Source organism: Kineosporia sp. R_H_3 (genome assembly GCF_002198675.1).
In the GTDB taxonomy this organism is placed as follows: Bacteria; Actinomycetota; Actinomycetes; order Actinomycetales; family Kineosporiaceae; genus R-H-3.
The window spans coordinates 13,688-27,355 of sequence record NZ_MWLL01000101.1; the positions used below are offsets into that span (position 1 = coordinate 13,688).

Here is a 13,668-nt window from a genome sequence, read left to right on the forward strand (position 1 = left end):
CCCGCGACGACGACCCGGCGCGAAGGGGGATGCTGTGCGCTCCGAGGACAAGCGGACCAGGACCGCGAGGACCGGCGCCCCGAAGCCGGCCGCGAAGAGCGAACCTGTCGCCCTCGCGCCGGACAGGGGCCCGTCCCGTCCGGCGCGCCGCACCCGCGCCGTCACCCGGCCCGACCTGCCCCGCCCGGACGTCACGCGGCACTCCTCCGCCGACGCCCACGTCTGGGGCGCCGTCCGGCTGCCCGAGACCGCCGACGCGACCCGGTTCGGCACCCCGCTCGACGACGACCTCTCCACCGTGCTCGGGATCCCGGACCCCGCGCACGTCCGGCTCCCGCTCGGCCCGGTGCCCACGGAGCCGGACGGTGTCGGTGACTGGATGGAGCGCTACCGCGCCCAGCTGGAGCTCGCGCGGGCCGGCCTCGAGCTGCGCAAGGCCCTCGCGGACGCCGCGGGCTACGGCGAGCTCAAGCGGCTGGAGCGCCGTACCAAGGAGCTCGAGGCGGACGCCGTCGTCCGCCGCACCGCGGGCGAGCTCGCCGACCCCGACCAGGCGCTCGTCTACACGTTCTTCGCGGCGGTCGACGAGGAGTCGGTGCGGGACGCCGTCCGCGACCTGTCGGCGTGGTCGCGACGCGCTCCCGGGGCCCCGATCCGGCTCGTGCTGAACTCCCCCGGCGGTGCCGTCCTCGACGGGCTGGCGCTCTACGACTTCCTCGGCGAGCTGCGCTCCCGGGGGCACCACCTCCAGGTGCTCGCGCTCGGGACGGCGGCCTCGATGGGCGGCGTCCTGCTCCAGGCCGGCACCGAGCGGCTGCTGGGGCGCAACGCGTTCGTCCTCGTCCACGAGGTGCGCGGCGGCGCGATCGGCTCGTCGTCGTCGCTCGGCGACACCGTCGAGTTCATCGGCCGCCTCGAGGAGCGGCTCCTCGCGATCCTCGCGGAGCGGTCGGCGCTGACCGCCGACCAGATCCGTGAGCGCTGGGGCCGCCGCGACTGGTGGCTCACCGCCGAGGAGGCCGTCGAGCTGGGGTTCGCGGACGCAGTGGTCTGAACGAACCGCAGCGTCGGTCAGGTGATCGTCAGGTCCTCCACCCCGGCCGCGGTGAGGACCGCGCGGTAGCGCTCCCGGTCGGTGTCCGTCACCGCCCGCAGGTCGCGCGCGACCGCGCGGGTGCCGTGGTGCCGGAACCCGTTGACCCGCACCCGGATCCGCGGGTCCAGCGAGAGCAGCCAGTGCGCCGTCCGGGTGAGCGCGTCGTCCGCGTCGTTGATCCCGGGCACGAGCAGCAGCCGCACCTCGTGCAGCCGGTGGAGCGCGACGAGCCGGGTGAGGCTGCCGAGGACCCGGTAGTTGTCCGTACCCGTGAGCACGATGTGCCGCTCTGTGTCGAGGCCCTTGAGGTCGAGCATGACGCCGTCGAGCACCGGGGCGAGCCGGTCCCACAGGTCGGCGTCGGTGTCGCCGTTGCTGTCGACGAACCGGGACAGGTGCGCCGTCCGCGGGTCGACCGCGAGCGCCTCGAGCAGCGCGACGAGGAACTCCGGCTGCACGGTCGGCTCGCCGCCGGTCACCGTGACGCCGGTGAGGAACTGCGCGTCGCGCGCGACGAGGTCGACGACGGCACCGACGGACGTGCGGACGGCGCCCCGCGGGTGGGCGGGGATCGTCGCGGGGTTGTGGCACACGAGGCAGTCGAAGCCGCAGCCCTGGAGGAACACGACGAACCGGTTGCCCGGGCCGTCCACGGCGGAGAACGGCACCGTGCCGGCGACGAGGCCCTCGACGGCGAGCAGACCGGCGACGACGTCCCGGGCGGCGCAGGCGGCGGTCACCGCCCGCTCGCCCCCGGCGGCTGCGGGGCGCACTTCGTCACCCGGTCGCGAAGGTGCTGGTTCTCCAGCGCGGCGGCGCCGAGGAAGGTGCTCGAGTGCCGGGCACCCGCCGCCACCCCGGCGACGTCGGTGTCCCGCACGAGGTAGCCGGTGATCCGGACGAACCCGTTGCCCTCGACGTCGAAGGTGACGTCGCGCATCCCGGCCGCGAACGCCCCGCGGATCACCGCGACCGCGGCGTCCGGGTTCACCGCCACCGTCGGCTCGAAGCGCATGACGTCGCTGATCCCCGCCGGGACGTGCCGGTGGTTGGGCGCGACGGCCCGGATGTGCTCGTAGAGCGGCGGTTCGCTGCCCGGCGGGATCCGCGCGCCGGCGGTCACGCCGAGGTCGGTGTCGATGCCGGACTGCGCGTGCAGGAGCGCGTGCCCGCCCGTCGCCTCGCAGTACGGCATGGGGGTCGCGGCGACGAGATCGGCGAGGGCGGCGACGATGCGCTGCCCGAGCGCGGTGGCGTCCGCGTCCAGGCCGTAGCGCCGCTGCGTGCCGCGCGTCCCGTGCCGCGAGAAGGCGTCCCCGCCGAGGCAGGCGCTGACCCCGGCACCGGCACCGGGCGCCAGGAGCGCGGCGACCGCCTCTGCGACCCCGTAGAAGCCGAACATCGCGGTGAAGCGGTCCCGCCGGACGAGCCCGTCGAGGACGAACCGGTCGTGCTCGAAGAACCGTGCCTCCTCGACGAGGAACCGGATCCGGGACGCCATGAGCTCGGCGGTCAGCGCGACGTCGCCCGGCAGCACCTCGGTGAGCCAGCGCTCGACCCGCTCGGCGGCCCCGGCCCGGCCCGCGAGCGGCCCCGGGACCGCCCGCCGGACGCTCGCGGACAGGTCCAGGCGGGAGAGCGTGTACGCGCCCCCGCCGCGCGGCAGGCTGTTGTAGCAGCTGACGACGCCGTAGTCCGGGCCGAGGTCGGCGCGCATCATCGGGTCGTTGACGTAGTGCGGCTTCCCGTCGGCGCACGTCGTGAGGACCGCCTCGCGCAGGAGCGCGTCCGGCGTCCGAACCGGGTCGACGCGCAGCGTGAGGTTGGGGACGACCTGCCGCAGCCGGCGGTCGACCCGCAGCAGCGAGCGGACGACACGGCCGTCGTCCGGCCCGAGGTCGGCGTGCACGAAGGCGTCGGGCATCGTCCGGTCGACGAGCCGCCAGAAGAGCGTGAGCCGACGGTCGAGGTCCGCGTCGGTGACCGAGTCGTCGACGAACGGCTCGAGAAGGGTGTCGAGGTCCCCGAGGTACACCGGGTACCCGGTGATCGAGGGCACCGAGGCGTACGCCGCGAGGAGCAGCGCGAGCGCCTCGTCGAGGTCCCGGGCCGGCTCGAGCTCGAGGTGCGCGGCACCGCCGGCGAGGGCGAGCGCGTAGTCGGGGAGCACGTACCGCGGCCGGTACGGCGCCGGCCCCTCCCCCATGTCGTGGACGACGCCCGCGGCCTGCGCGGCCCGGCACGCGGCGCTCACGGCCGGGGGTTCGAGCGCCCCCTCGGCCAGCGCCGCGAGCCGCTGGACGCGCTGCCGGTAGGTGAGCGCCGGGTCGGTGACGCAGCCGAGCACCTCGGCCCGGTAGGTGTCGGTCGTCTGCCTGCGGGCGCGCCCGTTCATGACGCCGGGGCGTTCGGCGACCACCGGCGGACCGGTCACGACGAGTGGTTCGGTGACACGGACGGTCGTCTCCATGACCGCACGGTAGGCAACGACCCCGCTCACGGGTCAGGGGCGAACGTCCCAGGCCCGTGAGCGGGGTGCGCCGGGTCGTCAGGCGGACGGCGCCCAGCCCGGGTCGCGGCCGACCCAGGCGACGAGCCGGTCGTACGGCGGGGCGTCCGCGGCGACGGGGACGACCGGCCCGAACGGGATGACGCCGCGCTGCGCGTCCGGGATGAACCGCCGGACGACGTCGGCCGCGACGACCGCGAGGTCCTCGTCGAGCACGTCGCGGCGGCCGATCGCCGAGGCGAGGTCCCAGGCGTGCGTCGTCAGCTCGCCGACGTAGGCGAGCGCGGCACCGCGCCCGGGGACGTCCCCGAACGGCAGGTGGAGCACCCGGTCGAGGACGGCCTCGTCGGCCCAGGCCGCGCGCAGCGCCACGGCGGCGTCGGCGCACCGGGCGGTCCAGGCGTCGTCCGCGACGTCGAGGACGATCGACGGCACGTCGAACGGCAGCCCGCCGCCGGCGACGTGGGCGACCCGGCCGAGCACGCCGAGCACGTGGCCGAGCAGGTGCCGGACGTCGTACTCGTCGCACGGGGTCGGCCGGTCGAGGTCGGCGGCGGTCACGAGACCGACGAGAGCGGTGGCCTGGTCGACGGCCTCCAGGAGCGTCGTCCGGGGGTCGGTGATGGTGGGGTTCGTCGTCATGCCCCCACCCTGACGGGGTATCCCTGACAGCCGCGGTCAGGTTTTTCTGGCAGAGTCGGGGGATGCGGTCGGACCGCCTCCTCTCGCTGCTCCTCATGCTCCAGGCCCGGGGCCGGCTCACCGCGCCCGACGCGGCCCGCGAGCTCGAGGTCAGCGTGCGCACCGTCTACCGTGACGTCGAGGCGCTCTCCGCCGCGGGCGTCCCGGTGTGGACGACCCAGGGCCGCAACGGCGGGATCGAGCTCATGCCCGGCTACCGGACCGACGTCACCGGGATGACGGCGGCCGAGGCCCGGGCGCTCGTCGCGATGACCGGGCGCGCCGTCCCCGACGACCTCGGGCTCGGTTCCGCGCTCGCGTCCGCCGTCCACAAGCTCGTCGCCGCCGTCCCCGCCTCGCACCGGCCCGCCGCGCAGGCGGCCCGCGACCGCGTCCTCGTCGACCACGCGGGCTGGTACCGGACGACGGCCGGCGACGCCCCCGGGGCACCGCACCTCGCGGCCGTCCAGGAGGCGGTCTGGGCCGACCGCCGGATCCGGGTCCGCTACCGGCACGGGGACGGCCGGCTGCACGGCTACCTGCTCGACCCGTGGGGTCTCGTCCTCAAGGGCGGCACGTGGTACCTCGTCGCCGCCCACCGCGGGACGGCGCGGCTCTACCGCGCCGACCGCGTCCTGACGGTGACGACGCTGCCCGACCCGGCCCGGCGCCCGCCCGACCTCGACCTCGAGGCGGTCTGGACGGCGTTGCGCGCGGACGTCGAGCGGCCGCGGGGTGCCGTCACCGTGCGGCTGCGGGTGCGCGACGGGGTGCGGGCGCTCCTGCTGCGGGTCACCGCCGGCCAGCGGACCCCCGCACCGGTCGCCGAGGTCGGCACCGGGCAGGCCGGTGGCGACGGCGGCGACTGGTCGGTCCTCGACGTGGAGTTCCGGGCCCTGCCGGCAGCGCGGGCCGCCCTCATGGGCTTCGGGGACGCCGTCGAGGTGCTCTCCCCGCAGGACCTGCGCGCCGACATGGCCCGGACGGCCCGGGCGGTCGCCGCGCTCTACGCCGGCACCGGCGGGGATTGACCCGTCCGGGGGACACACGGCCCACGCTCTGCGGACGCCCCGGTGCACGGCCGACGTCTGAGAGGTGAGGGACGACCAGGGTTCGCGACGCAGCTTCGGTCGCGGCGCGCGGCGGCTGCGGCTCGTCGCGCTCGCCGCGGGCGCGGCGCTGCTCGTCGGCGGGCTCGCGTCGGTCGCCCTCGTCGGCCGGCTCGCGCAGGCCCACCAGCAGACGCTGACCGACGTCCTCGCCGAGCGCGCCGACGTCGTCACCGCGTTCGCCGACGACGCGGCGTCCGTCACGCGGCTCGCGTCGCACGACGCGGCGTTCCGCGACGTCTACGCGCGCGCCGGCGGCCGTGCGGTGACCCCGGCCGACCTCGGTCGCCGGGACGCGGACCGGGTCGGCGCCGCCCTGGAGTACCTGCGGGCGACGTTCCCCGACGAGATCGCCGAGGCGTGCTTCATCGACGGCAGCGGGGCCGAGCTCGCCCGCGTCGTCCAGGGCCTCGTGCCCGGCACGGCGAACCTGTCCCCCGACGAGAGCACCCAGCCGTTCTTCCGCCCGGCGCTGGGGTCCGCCGGGGACGTCGCGTACCAGCCACGGCCCTACGTCTCCCCGGACACCCGGACCTGGGTCCTCGCGTCCGCGGCCCCGGTCCGGCTCGCCGACGGCGGCCCGGCCGTCGCCGTCGTCCATCTCGAGGTGACGCTGGAGAGCCTGCGCCGCCGGCTCGCGCACGGGCTGCGGACCGGCACCCGGGTCTTCGTCGTCGACGCCCGCACGGGTGCCGTCGTCGTCGACTCGGCGGTCCCCGTGCTCGACGGGGACGCCGCCGCACCGGCCCCCGCGACCGGCCGGTACGACGTCACCGCCTGGGCCGGCCGGACCCTGCTGCAGGACGGCGGCCACGACCTCGCCGTCCGGCGGCCCGCGCCCGGGGCCGTCAACGACTGGTACGTCGTCGTGAGCGCCGGCGCCCCGTCCGGCTGGGTCTCCGGCCCGCTCCCCGCGGTGCCCGTGCTCGCGACGGTGCTCGGCGCGCTCCTGCTCCTCGTCGCCGGCGTCGGCTTCGCCGAGCACAGCCGGCTGCTGCTGCAGCGTGCGCACCGGGACTCGCTCACCGGGCTCGCGAACCGCGACGGGCTGCTCGACCGCCTCACCCACGGCCTCGCCACCCGGCAGGGCGGCGCCGCCCGGCCGGACCGGCTGCGCGCCGTCCTGCTCGCAGACCTCGACCGCTTCAAGCAGGTCAACGACACCCTCGGCCACGGCGCCGGGGACCGTCTCCTCGTCGAGGTGGCCCGGCGGATCGGGTCCGGGCACGGCCCGCACGACGTCGTGGCCCGGCTCGGCGGCGACGAGTTCGCGCTCCTCGTCCACGGCGAGGCCGGCCCGGACGACCTGCTGCGCCGGGCCCGCGACCTCGTGCACCGGCTCGACGCCCCGTTCGTGCTCGACGGCGTCCAGGTGCACGTCGGCGCGAGCGTCGGTGTCGCGCTCGCCGGCGAGCACGGGCACGACGCCGCGACCGTGCTGCGGCGCGCCGACCTCGCGATGTACGAGGCGAAGCGGCGGCGCACCGGGACCGCGCTCTACACCCCGGCGCTCGACGCGGCACCGGCCCGGTCGCTCGCCTTCGAGACCGAGCTCGTCCTCGCCATGGAGCGTGACGAGCTCGTCCTGCACTACCAGCCGCAGGTCGACCTGCGGACCGGCCGGGTCCGCGGCGTCGAGGCGCTCGTCCGCTGGCAGCACCCCGACCTCGGCCTGCTCATGCCGGCCGCGTTCGTCCCGGCGGCCGAGGAGAGCGGGATCATCGTCGGGATGACCCGGCACGTCCTGGGCCTGGCCCTCGACCAGGTGCGCACCTGGCGGGCAGGCGGGCTGGACGTCGTCGTCGCCGTGAACATCGGCGCCCGCAACGTCGCCGACCCGCAGCTGCCGACCGACGTGCTCCGGCTGCTCGCCGAACGCGGTCTGCCCGCCTCGGTGCTGCGGGTCGAGCTCACGGAGACCGACCTGCTCGGCGATCCCGAGCAGGCCCGGTGCGTCCTGCAGGCCCTGCGGGACAGCGGCATCGGGATCGCGGTCGACGACTTCGGCACCGGCTTCGCGTCGCTGGCCCAGCTGCGCAGCCTGCCGTTCGACGAGCTCAAGATCGACAAGTCGTTCGTCCAGGTCATCGACACCGACCACGACGCCGCGCACATCGTCACGACGGTCGTCGACCTCGCGCACGGGCTGGGGCTCGTCGTCACCGCCGAGGGCGTCGAGACGCCGGACTCGCTGGCCGCCCTCGCCGAGATCGGCTGCGACACCGTCCAGGGCTACCTGCTGGGCCGTCCGATGCCCGCCGAGGAGGCGTGGACCTGGATGCTCGGCCACGACCCGGCGTCGGTCGGCGGCCGCTGGCGGCGGCACCGGTCCCGCGCGAGCTTCGGCCACGTCGGCTGCACGCACCACCGCCACGGCCACTGACGCCACGACGCACCCGCACCGGCCCGCACGGCACCGGCCCGGACGACCGGCTCAGCGCGCGCCGAGCGCCGTGTACGCCGGCTTGACGACCTCCTCGATGATCGCCAGCCGCTCGTCGAACGGGATGAACGCGCTCTTCAGCGCGTTGATGGTCACCCAGCGCAGGTCCTCGAGCGACCAGCCGGCCTCGTCGACGAGGGCGGTCATCTCCCGGGTCATCGACGTCGCGGACATGAGCCGGTTGTCGGTGTTCAGCGTCACCCGGAAGCGCAGGTCCTTGAGCAGCGTGATCGGGTGCTCGGCGATGCTCGCCGCGGCCCCGGTCTGCAGGTTCGACATCGGGCACAGCTCGAGCGGGATCCGGGAGTCCCGCACCCAGGCGGCGATCCGGCCGAGGCGCGCCGCGGGGTGACCGAAGCGGTCGGTGCCGCCGAGGACCTCGATGTCGTCGACGATCCGGACGCCGTGCCCGAGCCGGTCGGCGCCGCAGACCTGGACGGCCTCCCAGATCGACGGCAGCCCGAACGCCTCGCCCGCGTGGATCGTCACGTGGAAGTTCTCGCGGTGCAGGTAGTCGAAGGCGTCGAGGTGCCGGGACGGCGGGAAGCCGGCCTCGGCGCCGGCGATGTCGAACCCGACGACGCCCTCGTCACGGTGCCGCACCGCGAGCTCGGCGATCTCGCGGCTGCGCGCCGCGTGCCGCATCGCCGTGACCAGCGTGCCGATCCGGATCGGGGTGCCCTGGTCGGCGGCCTGCGCGCTGCCCGCCGCGAAGCCCTCCTGGACGGCGACGACGACCTCGTCGAGACTCAGCCCGCGCTCGAGGTGCTGCTCGGGCGCGTAACGGACCTCGGCGTAGACGACCCCGTCCGCCGCCAGGTCGAGCGCGCACTCGGCCGCCACCCGGTGCAGGTGCTCCTTCGTCTGCATGACGGCGACCGTGTGCACGAAGGTCTCGAGGTAGCGCACGAGGGAACCGGAGTCGGCGGCGTCCCGGAACCAGCGCCCAAGCCCGTCGGGGTCCGTCGCCGGCAGCTCGTGGCCGACCTCCGCCGAGAGCTCGACGACGGTCGCCGGGCGCAGGCCGCCGTCGAGGTGGTCGTGGAGGAGCGCCTTCGGGGCGCGGGCGACGGTGGCGGCATCAGGCGTGGTCACCTCCCGGACTCTAGCCACGTCGCACGCCGGGCGAGGCCTCGCGGCACCCGGCACGCGGTTCGTTAGCGTGGACGACCATGGACGTCCTCCTCCCCGTCACCGACCTGCAGGCGCTGCTCGCCGCGGGCGCTCCCGTCGTGCTCCTCGACGTCCGCTGGGCGCTCGGCGACGCGGGCGGGCGCGACCGGTACCGGGCGGGGCACGTGCCGGGCGCCGTCTTCGTCGACCTCGACACCGAGCTGGCGGCACCGCCGTCACCGGCCCTCGGGCGGCACCCGCTGCCCGCACCCGCCGACCTCGAGGCGGCGGCCCGGCGCTGGGGCGTGCGTGACGGCGTCCCGGTCGTCGTCTACGACGACGGCCCGGCGCTCGCGGCCGCCCGGGCGTGGTGGCTGCTGCGCTGGGGCGGGGTCGCGGACGTGCGGATCCTCGACGGCGGCTGGGCGGCGTGGGCGGCGGCCGGCGGCGCCCGGGCCACCGGCGACGACGCCGCAGCAGGACCGGGGGACGTCCGGCTCACCCCGGGGTCGCTGCCGGTCGTCGACGCGGACGACGTGGCGCGGCTCGCGTCGCCCGGGGCCGGCGGTGCGCCGTCCGCAGGGGTGGTCCTCGACGCCCGCGCCGGCGAGCGGTTCCGCGGGGAGGTCGAGCAGGTCGACCCGCGCGCCGGCCACGTGCCCGGCGCCGTGAGCGCCCCGACCGCCGCGAACGTCGGCCCGGACGGCCGCTTCCTCGCGAGAGACGTTCTCGCGCAACGCTTCTCGGCGCTCGGCGCGGACGGGTCCCGACCGGTCGCGGTGTACTGCGGCTCCGGGGTGACGGCCGCGCACGAGATCGCGGCGCTCGCCGTGGCCGGCGTGGAGGCGGCGCTCTACCCGGGCTCGTGGTCGCAGTGGTCGAGCGACCCGGACCGGCCCGCGGCGACCGGCGCCTGACCCGACCGAAACGGGCACATCGGGACAGCATGGGCCGATCGGAGGATGCTCGCTCCCCCCTGCATTAGGGGCAGCGACCCCCCGGGCGAGGTGACAACATCGTCATCCACTCGCCATTTTGTCGTAACTCAGGCGATTGGCGAGGGACGCCGGGGCGCGTCCGACGTCGCGACCGCCGCGGGCCTTCCGGGCCCGGGGGCCGCGAGCGCCGCCTGCCTTCCCGACGGCAGAACGTGTACGTCCACCTACCGTTCCATCCGCCGTTACCCCACCCAAGAAGCACGGGCACGACACCGCCGCGAGGTCTGCGCGACCGCGGGCGGTCCAACTCCATCCATCCGCATCGAGGTGCCGCGTCGGGAGCCGCGGCCCTGATGTCGTGCTGCCGTCGACGGGGGTCGCCGGCAGCGATCACCAGCACCCTCCGCACGGAGCGCCGTCCCGGTCCTCCGGCGATGCGTGCTGCCTGCAGAAGGGGCGAACATCATGAATCTCATCCCACGGGCGGTCCTGGGCCGCCGCGGTACGCGCCGTCTGCGCGCGACCGTCGCCTTCCTGGCCTCCGCCGCCGTGGTCCTCACCGGCGTCGGGGTGGCCGGGGCGGCCCCCGCGACCGCCGTCGTCGGCGAGGGCTTCCCCGTCACACCGGCAGACCTCGCTTTCATCCTCAAGCAGATCAAGATCGCCGAGTACCACTCGGCGCACATCGCGGACGACCCGACGAACCCCTGCGCGGCACTCCTCGGTGACGGGCCCGACCAGATCGCGAGCCCCCTGCTCTCCTTCGGCCTGCGCACCGTCGACGGGTCGTGCAACAACCTGCAGCCCGGCCAGGAGACGTTCGGCGCCGCCGACCAGCCCTTCCCCCGGCTGACGACCCCGGTCTTCGGGCCGGCGGACGACGCCGCGCCCTTCGGCAGCGGGCCGACGAGCTACGACCAGCTGAACGGCAACGTCGTCGACGCCGAGCCGCGCACGATCAGCAACCTCATCGTCGACCAGACGTACACCAACCCGGCCGCGGTCGCGGCGGCACGGCAGGCCGTGCGCGCGCAGAGCAACGACGGCGCCTCGGAGCCGTGCGAGTGGACGCCGGGCTACACCCCGCCGGACAACTTCAGCCCGAACTCCCCCGGCTGCGTCCCGTCGCACGACACGCTCTTCATCGAGAACGTGACGACGGACGTCGGCCTGTCCCCGCCGTTCAACTCGCTCTTCACGATCTTCGGCCAGTTCTTCGACCACGGCCTCGACAAGATCACCAACGGCGGCAACGGCACGGTCTTCGTGCCGCTCCAGGACGACGACCCGCTCGTCGCGGGCGACGACCACGAGTTCGGCACGTCGGACGACCTGGACCCGGGCCTGCGGTTCATGACCCTCACCCGCGGTCACGTCGTCGACGGTCCGGACGGCTTCCGGAACGCCCCGAACACCGACACCCCGTTCGTCGACCAGAGCCAGACCTACACCTCGCACGCGTCGCACCAGGTCTTCCTGCGCGAGTACGTGGACAACGCCGCCGGCGACCCGGTCTCGACGGGCAAGTTCCTCAGCACGCCCGACGGCGACGGTCTCGCCACCTGGGCGCAGATCAAGGACCGGGCGGCGACCCTGCTGGGCCTGGAGCTCGTCGACGCCGACGTCACGAACATCCCGATGCTCGCGACCGACCCTTACGGCAAGTTCCTCCCCGGCCCGAACGGGCTGCCGCAGTACGTCACCGGCTCCGGGCTCGTCGAGGGCGACCGCGCGACGCCGGTCCCCGCACCGGCGGACGTGCTCCGGATCGACACCGCGTTCCTCAACGACATCGCGCACAGCGCGGACCCGGGGTCGCTCTCGTCCCCCAAGACACCGGACGGGAACAACACCGCCGGCGGCAGCCTCGACCCCGTCACCTCCGGGCAGTACGACGACGAGCTGCTCGACCTGCACGCGATCTGCGGCGACGGTCGCTGCAACGAGAACATCGCGCTGCAGGCGGTGCACCAGGTCTTCCACAGCGAGCACGACCGGCTCGTCGGCGAGATCAAGCAGATCCTGCTCGACGACACGAGCGACGTCACCGACGTCGCCGACTGGCAGACCGCGGGCGGTGCCCCGTCCGCCGACGGCGCGTGGAACGGTGAGCGGCTCTTCCAGGCGGCGCGCTTCATCACCGAGATGCAGTACCAGCACCTCGTGTTCGAGGAGTTCGCCCGCAAGGTCCAGCCGGCGATCAACCCGTTCGAGCCGTTCGCGTTCAACCAGACGGACGTCGACCCGGCCATCACGGCGGAGTTCGCGCACGCCGTCTACCGCTTCGGCCACTCGATGCTCGACGACGACATCCCGCGGGTGCGGCCGAACGGCAGCCACTACGACATCCCGCTGCTCGACGGCTTCCTCAACCCGGCGGCCTACTACGACAACGGCAGCGGCGGCACGCTCGACTCGAAGGCGGCGCTGACCGGTCTCGTCATGGGCCTGTCCGACCAGGCCGGCAACGAGATCGACGAGTTCGTCGCGGACACGCTGCGCAACAACCTGCTCGGCCTCCCGCTCGACCTGCCGGCCCTCAACATGACCCGGGCCCGCAGCGAGGGCGTCCCGCCGCTCAACGTCGTCCGTCGGCAGATCCACGGCGCGACCAACGACAACCAGCTCACGCCGTACACCAACTGGATCGACTTCGGCGAGCACCTGCGCCACCCGGAGTCCCTGGTCAACTTCGTCGCGGCCTACGGGACGCACCCGGACATCACGTCCGAGACGACGATCGCCGGGCGACGCACCGCGGCCGAGCGGATCCTCAACGGTCTGGTCCTGCCGGGAACGGACGGCGAGCTCGGCAGCGGCTGCGGGACACCGGCCGAGACAGCCGAGTGCGCGGACAACGTCAACCCGCCCGCCGACTCGGCGGACTTCGTCTTCGGCACGGGTGACTGGGCCGACGACGGCGGTCTGACGACCACCGGGCTCGACGACGTCGACCTGTGGGTCGGCGGCCTCGCAGAGAACACGAACCTGTTCGGCGGCCTGCTCGGCTCGACGTTCAACTACGTGTTCGAGAACCAGCTGACGAACCTGCAGAACGGTGACCGGTTCTACTACCTGGCCCGCACCCCGGGCATGAACCTGCGCGCCTCGCTCGAGGGCAACTCGTTCTCCGAGCTCGTCATGCGCAACAGCGACGCGTCGACCCTCAAGGCCGACCCGTTCGCCACCGCCGACTGCAAGTTCGAGATCGGCGCACTCACCTGGCCGGCGCCCTCGGGCAGCTTCATCACCGGCCCGGGTTCGGTCGCGGACGTCGCAGGCTCCGAGTGCGACGAGAACCGGCTGCTCCTGCGGCAGCCGGACGGCCAGATCAAGTACCGGGCCGTGAACAGCGTCGACCCGTCGGGCATCAACGGCCAGAGCGTGTTCAACGGCACGGACGCCGTCGACCGGATCTACGGCGGCAACGACAACGACACCTTCTGGGGCGGCAAGGCCGGCGACATCATCGACGGTGGTGGCGGCGACGACGTCATCCTCGGCGGCGAGGGCAACGACATCATCACCGACTTCGGTGGTGCCGACGTGCCCAAGGGCGGCCCGGGCAACGACGCCATCGACGGCGGCATCGGCGACGACATCGTCATGGGTGGTGACGGCAAGGACTTCACCAACGGCGGCGCCAACCTCAACGAGCACTTCCTCGGCGAGGGCGACGACTTCGCCATCGCCGGGCAGGGCACGGACGCGGTCTTCGGCGACGGCGGCGACGACTGGGAGGAGGGCGGCGACCAGCCGGACCTGCTCATCGGTGACAG

At 74.6% G+C, this 13,668-nt stretch carries 9 protein-coding genes; 5 read left to right on the forward strand and 4 right to left on the reverse strand.

What is annotated here, in order from left to right:
- Positions 1 to 34 precede the first annotated feature (34 nt).
- Positions 35 to 1,054 carry an ATP-dependent Clp protease proteolytic subunit gene (locus ECOMGDLI_RS09330; RefSeq protein WP_088316353.1) on the forward strand — a complete coding sequence of 340 codons (1,020 nt, stop codon included), beginning with the start codon at positions 35 to 37 and terminating at the stop codon, positions 1,052 to 1,054.
- A gap of 17 nt (positions 1,055 to 1,071) precedes the next feature.
- On the opposite strand, the gene ECOMGDLI_RS09335 is transcribed toward ECOMGDLI_RS09330, so the two are convergent.
- The 3 genes from ECOMGDLI_RS09335 to ECOMGDLI_RS09345 form a co-directional block, all read right to left on the reverse strand.
- A complete protein-coding gene (locus ECOMGDLI_RS09335; RefSeq protein WP_088316355.1) occupies positions 1,072 to 1,869 on the reverse strand; it encodes a radical SAM protein in 798 nt (265 codons plus the stop codon).
- Entirely contained in the window at positions 1,833 to 3,566 is a 1,734-nt protein-coding gene (locus ECOMGDLI_RS09340) for a YjjI family glycine radical enzyme (protein WP_198954717.1), read from the reverse strand. The genes ECOMGDLI_RS09335 and ECOMGDLI_RS09340 overlap by 37 nt, the downstream gene beginning before the upstream one ends.
- A gap of 78 nt (positions 3,567 to 3,644) precedes the next feature.
- Complete coding sequence (locus tag ECOMGDLI_RS09345; RefSeq protein ID WP_198954718.1) at positions 3,645 to 4,247, reverse strand: TIGR03086 family metal-binding protein; 603 nt, start codon at positions 4,245 to 4,247, stop codon at positions 3,645 to 3,647.
- Between the two features lie 62 nt (positions 4,248 to 4,309).
- Here ECOMGDLI_RS09345 and ECOMGDLI_RS09350 point away from each other — a divergent pair, with 62 nt between their 5' ends.
- Together ECOMGDLI_RS09350 and ECOMGDLI_RS09355 are read left to right on the forward strand one after the other, a co-directional pair.
- Positions 4,310 to 5,317, forward strand: a complete 1,008-nt coding sequence (locus ECOMGDLI_RS09350; RefSeq protein WP_088316359.1) for a YafY family protein — start codon at positions 4,310 to 4,312, stop codon at positions 5,315 to 5,317.
- Positions 5,318 to 5,381: 64 nt separating this feature from the next.
- Positions 5,382 to 7,778 carry a bifunctional diguanylate cyclase/phosphodiesterase gene (locus ECOMGDLI_RS09355; RefSeq protein ID WP_088316361.1) on the forward strand — a complete coding sequence of 799 codons (2,397 nt, stop codon included), beginning with the start codon at positions 5,382 to 5,384 and terminating at the stop codon, positions 7,776 to 7,778.
- Positions 7,779 to 7,829: 51 nt separating this feature from the next.
- On the opposite strand, the gene ECOMGDLI_RS09360 is transcribed toward ECOMGDLI_RS09355, so the two are convergent.
- Positions 7,830 to 8,951 (reverse strand): adenosine deaminase, encoded by a 1,122-nt coding sequence (locus ECOMGDLI_RS09360; RefSeq protein ID WP_369812733.1) that lies wholly within the window; start codon positions 8,949 to 8,951, stop codon positions 7,830 to 7,832.
- Positions 8,952 to 9,010: 59 nt separating this feature from the next.
- Between ECOMGDLI_RS09360 and ECOMGDLI_RS09365 the strand changes: the two genes are divergently transcribed.
- Both ECOMGDLI_RS09365 and ECOMGDLI_RS09370 read left to right on the forward strand, forming a co-directional pair.
- Positions 9,011 to 9,868 (forward strand): sulfurtransferase, encoded by an 858-nt coding sequence (locus tag ECOMGDLI_RS09365; RefSeq protein WP_088316365.1) that lies wholly within the window; start codon positions 9,011 to 9,013, stop codon positions 9,866 to 9,868.
- A 486-nt stretch (positions 9,869 to 10,354) separates the two neighbouring features.
- A partial coding sequence (locus tag ECOMGDLI_RS09370; protein ID WP_304441390.1) for a peroxidase family protein occupies positions 10,355 to 13,668 on the forward strand: 3,314 nt, incomplete at its 3' end.

Bases quoted from the DNA above. Each gene is read 5' to 3' on its own strand.
- ECOMGDLI_RS09340 (WP_198954717.1), bottom strand. From the start codon at position 3,566: ATGGAGACGACCGTCCGTGTCACCGAACCACTCGTCGTGACCGGTCCG.
- ECOMGDLI_RS09345 (WP_198954718.1), bottom strand. From the start codon at position 4,247: ATGACGACGAACCCCACCATCACCGACCCCCGGACGACGCTCCTGGAG.
- ECOMGDLI_RS09350 (WP_088316359.1), top strand. From the start codon at position 4,310: ATGCGGTCGGACCGCCTCCTCTCGCTGCTCCTCATGCTCCAGGCCCGG.
- ECOMGDLI_RS09365 (WP_088316365.1), top strand. From the start codon at position 9,011: ATGGACGTCCTCCTCCCCGTCACCGACCTGCAGGCGCTGCTCGCCGCG.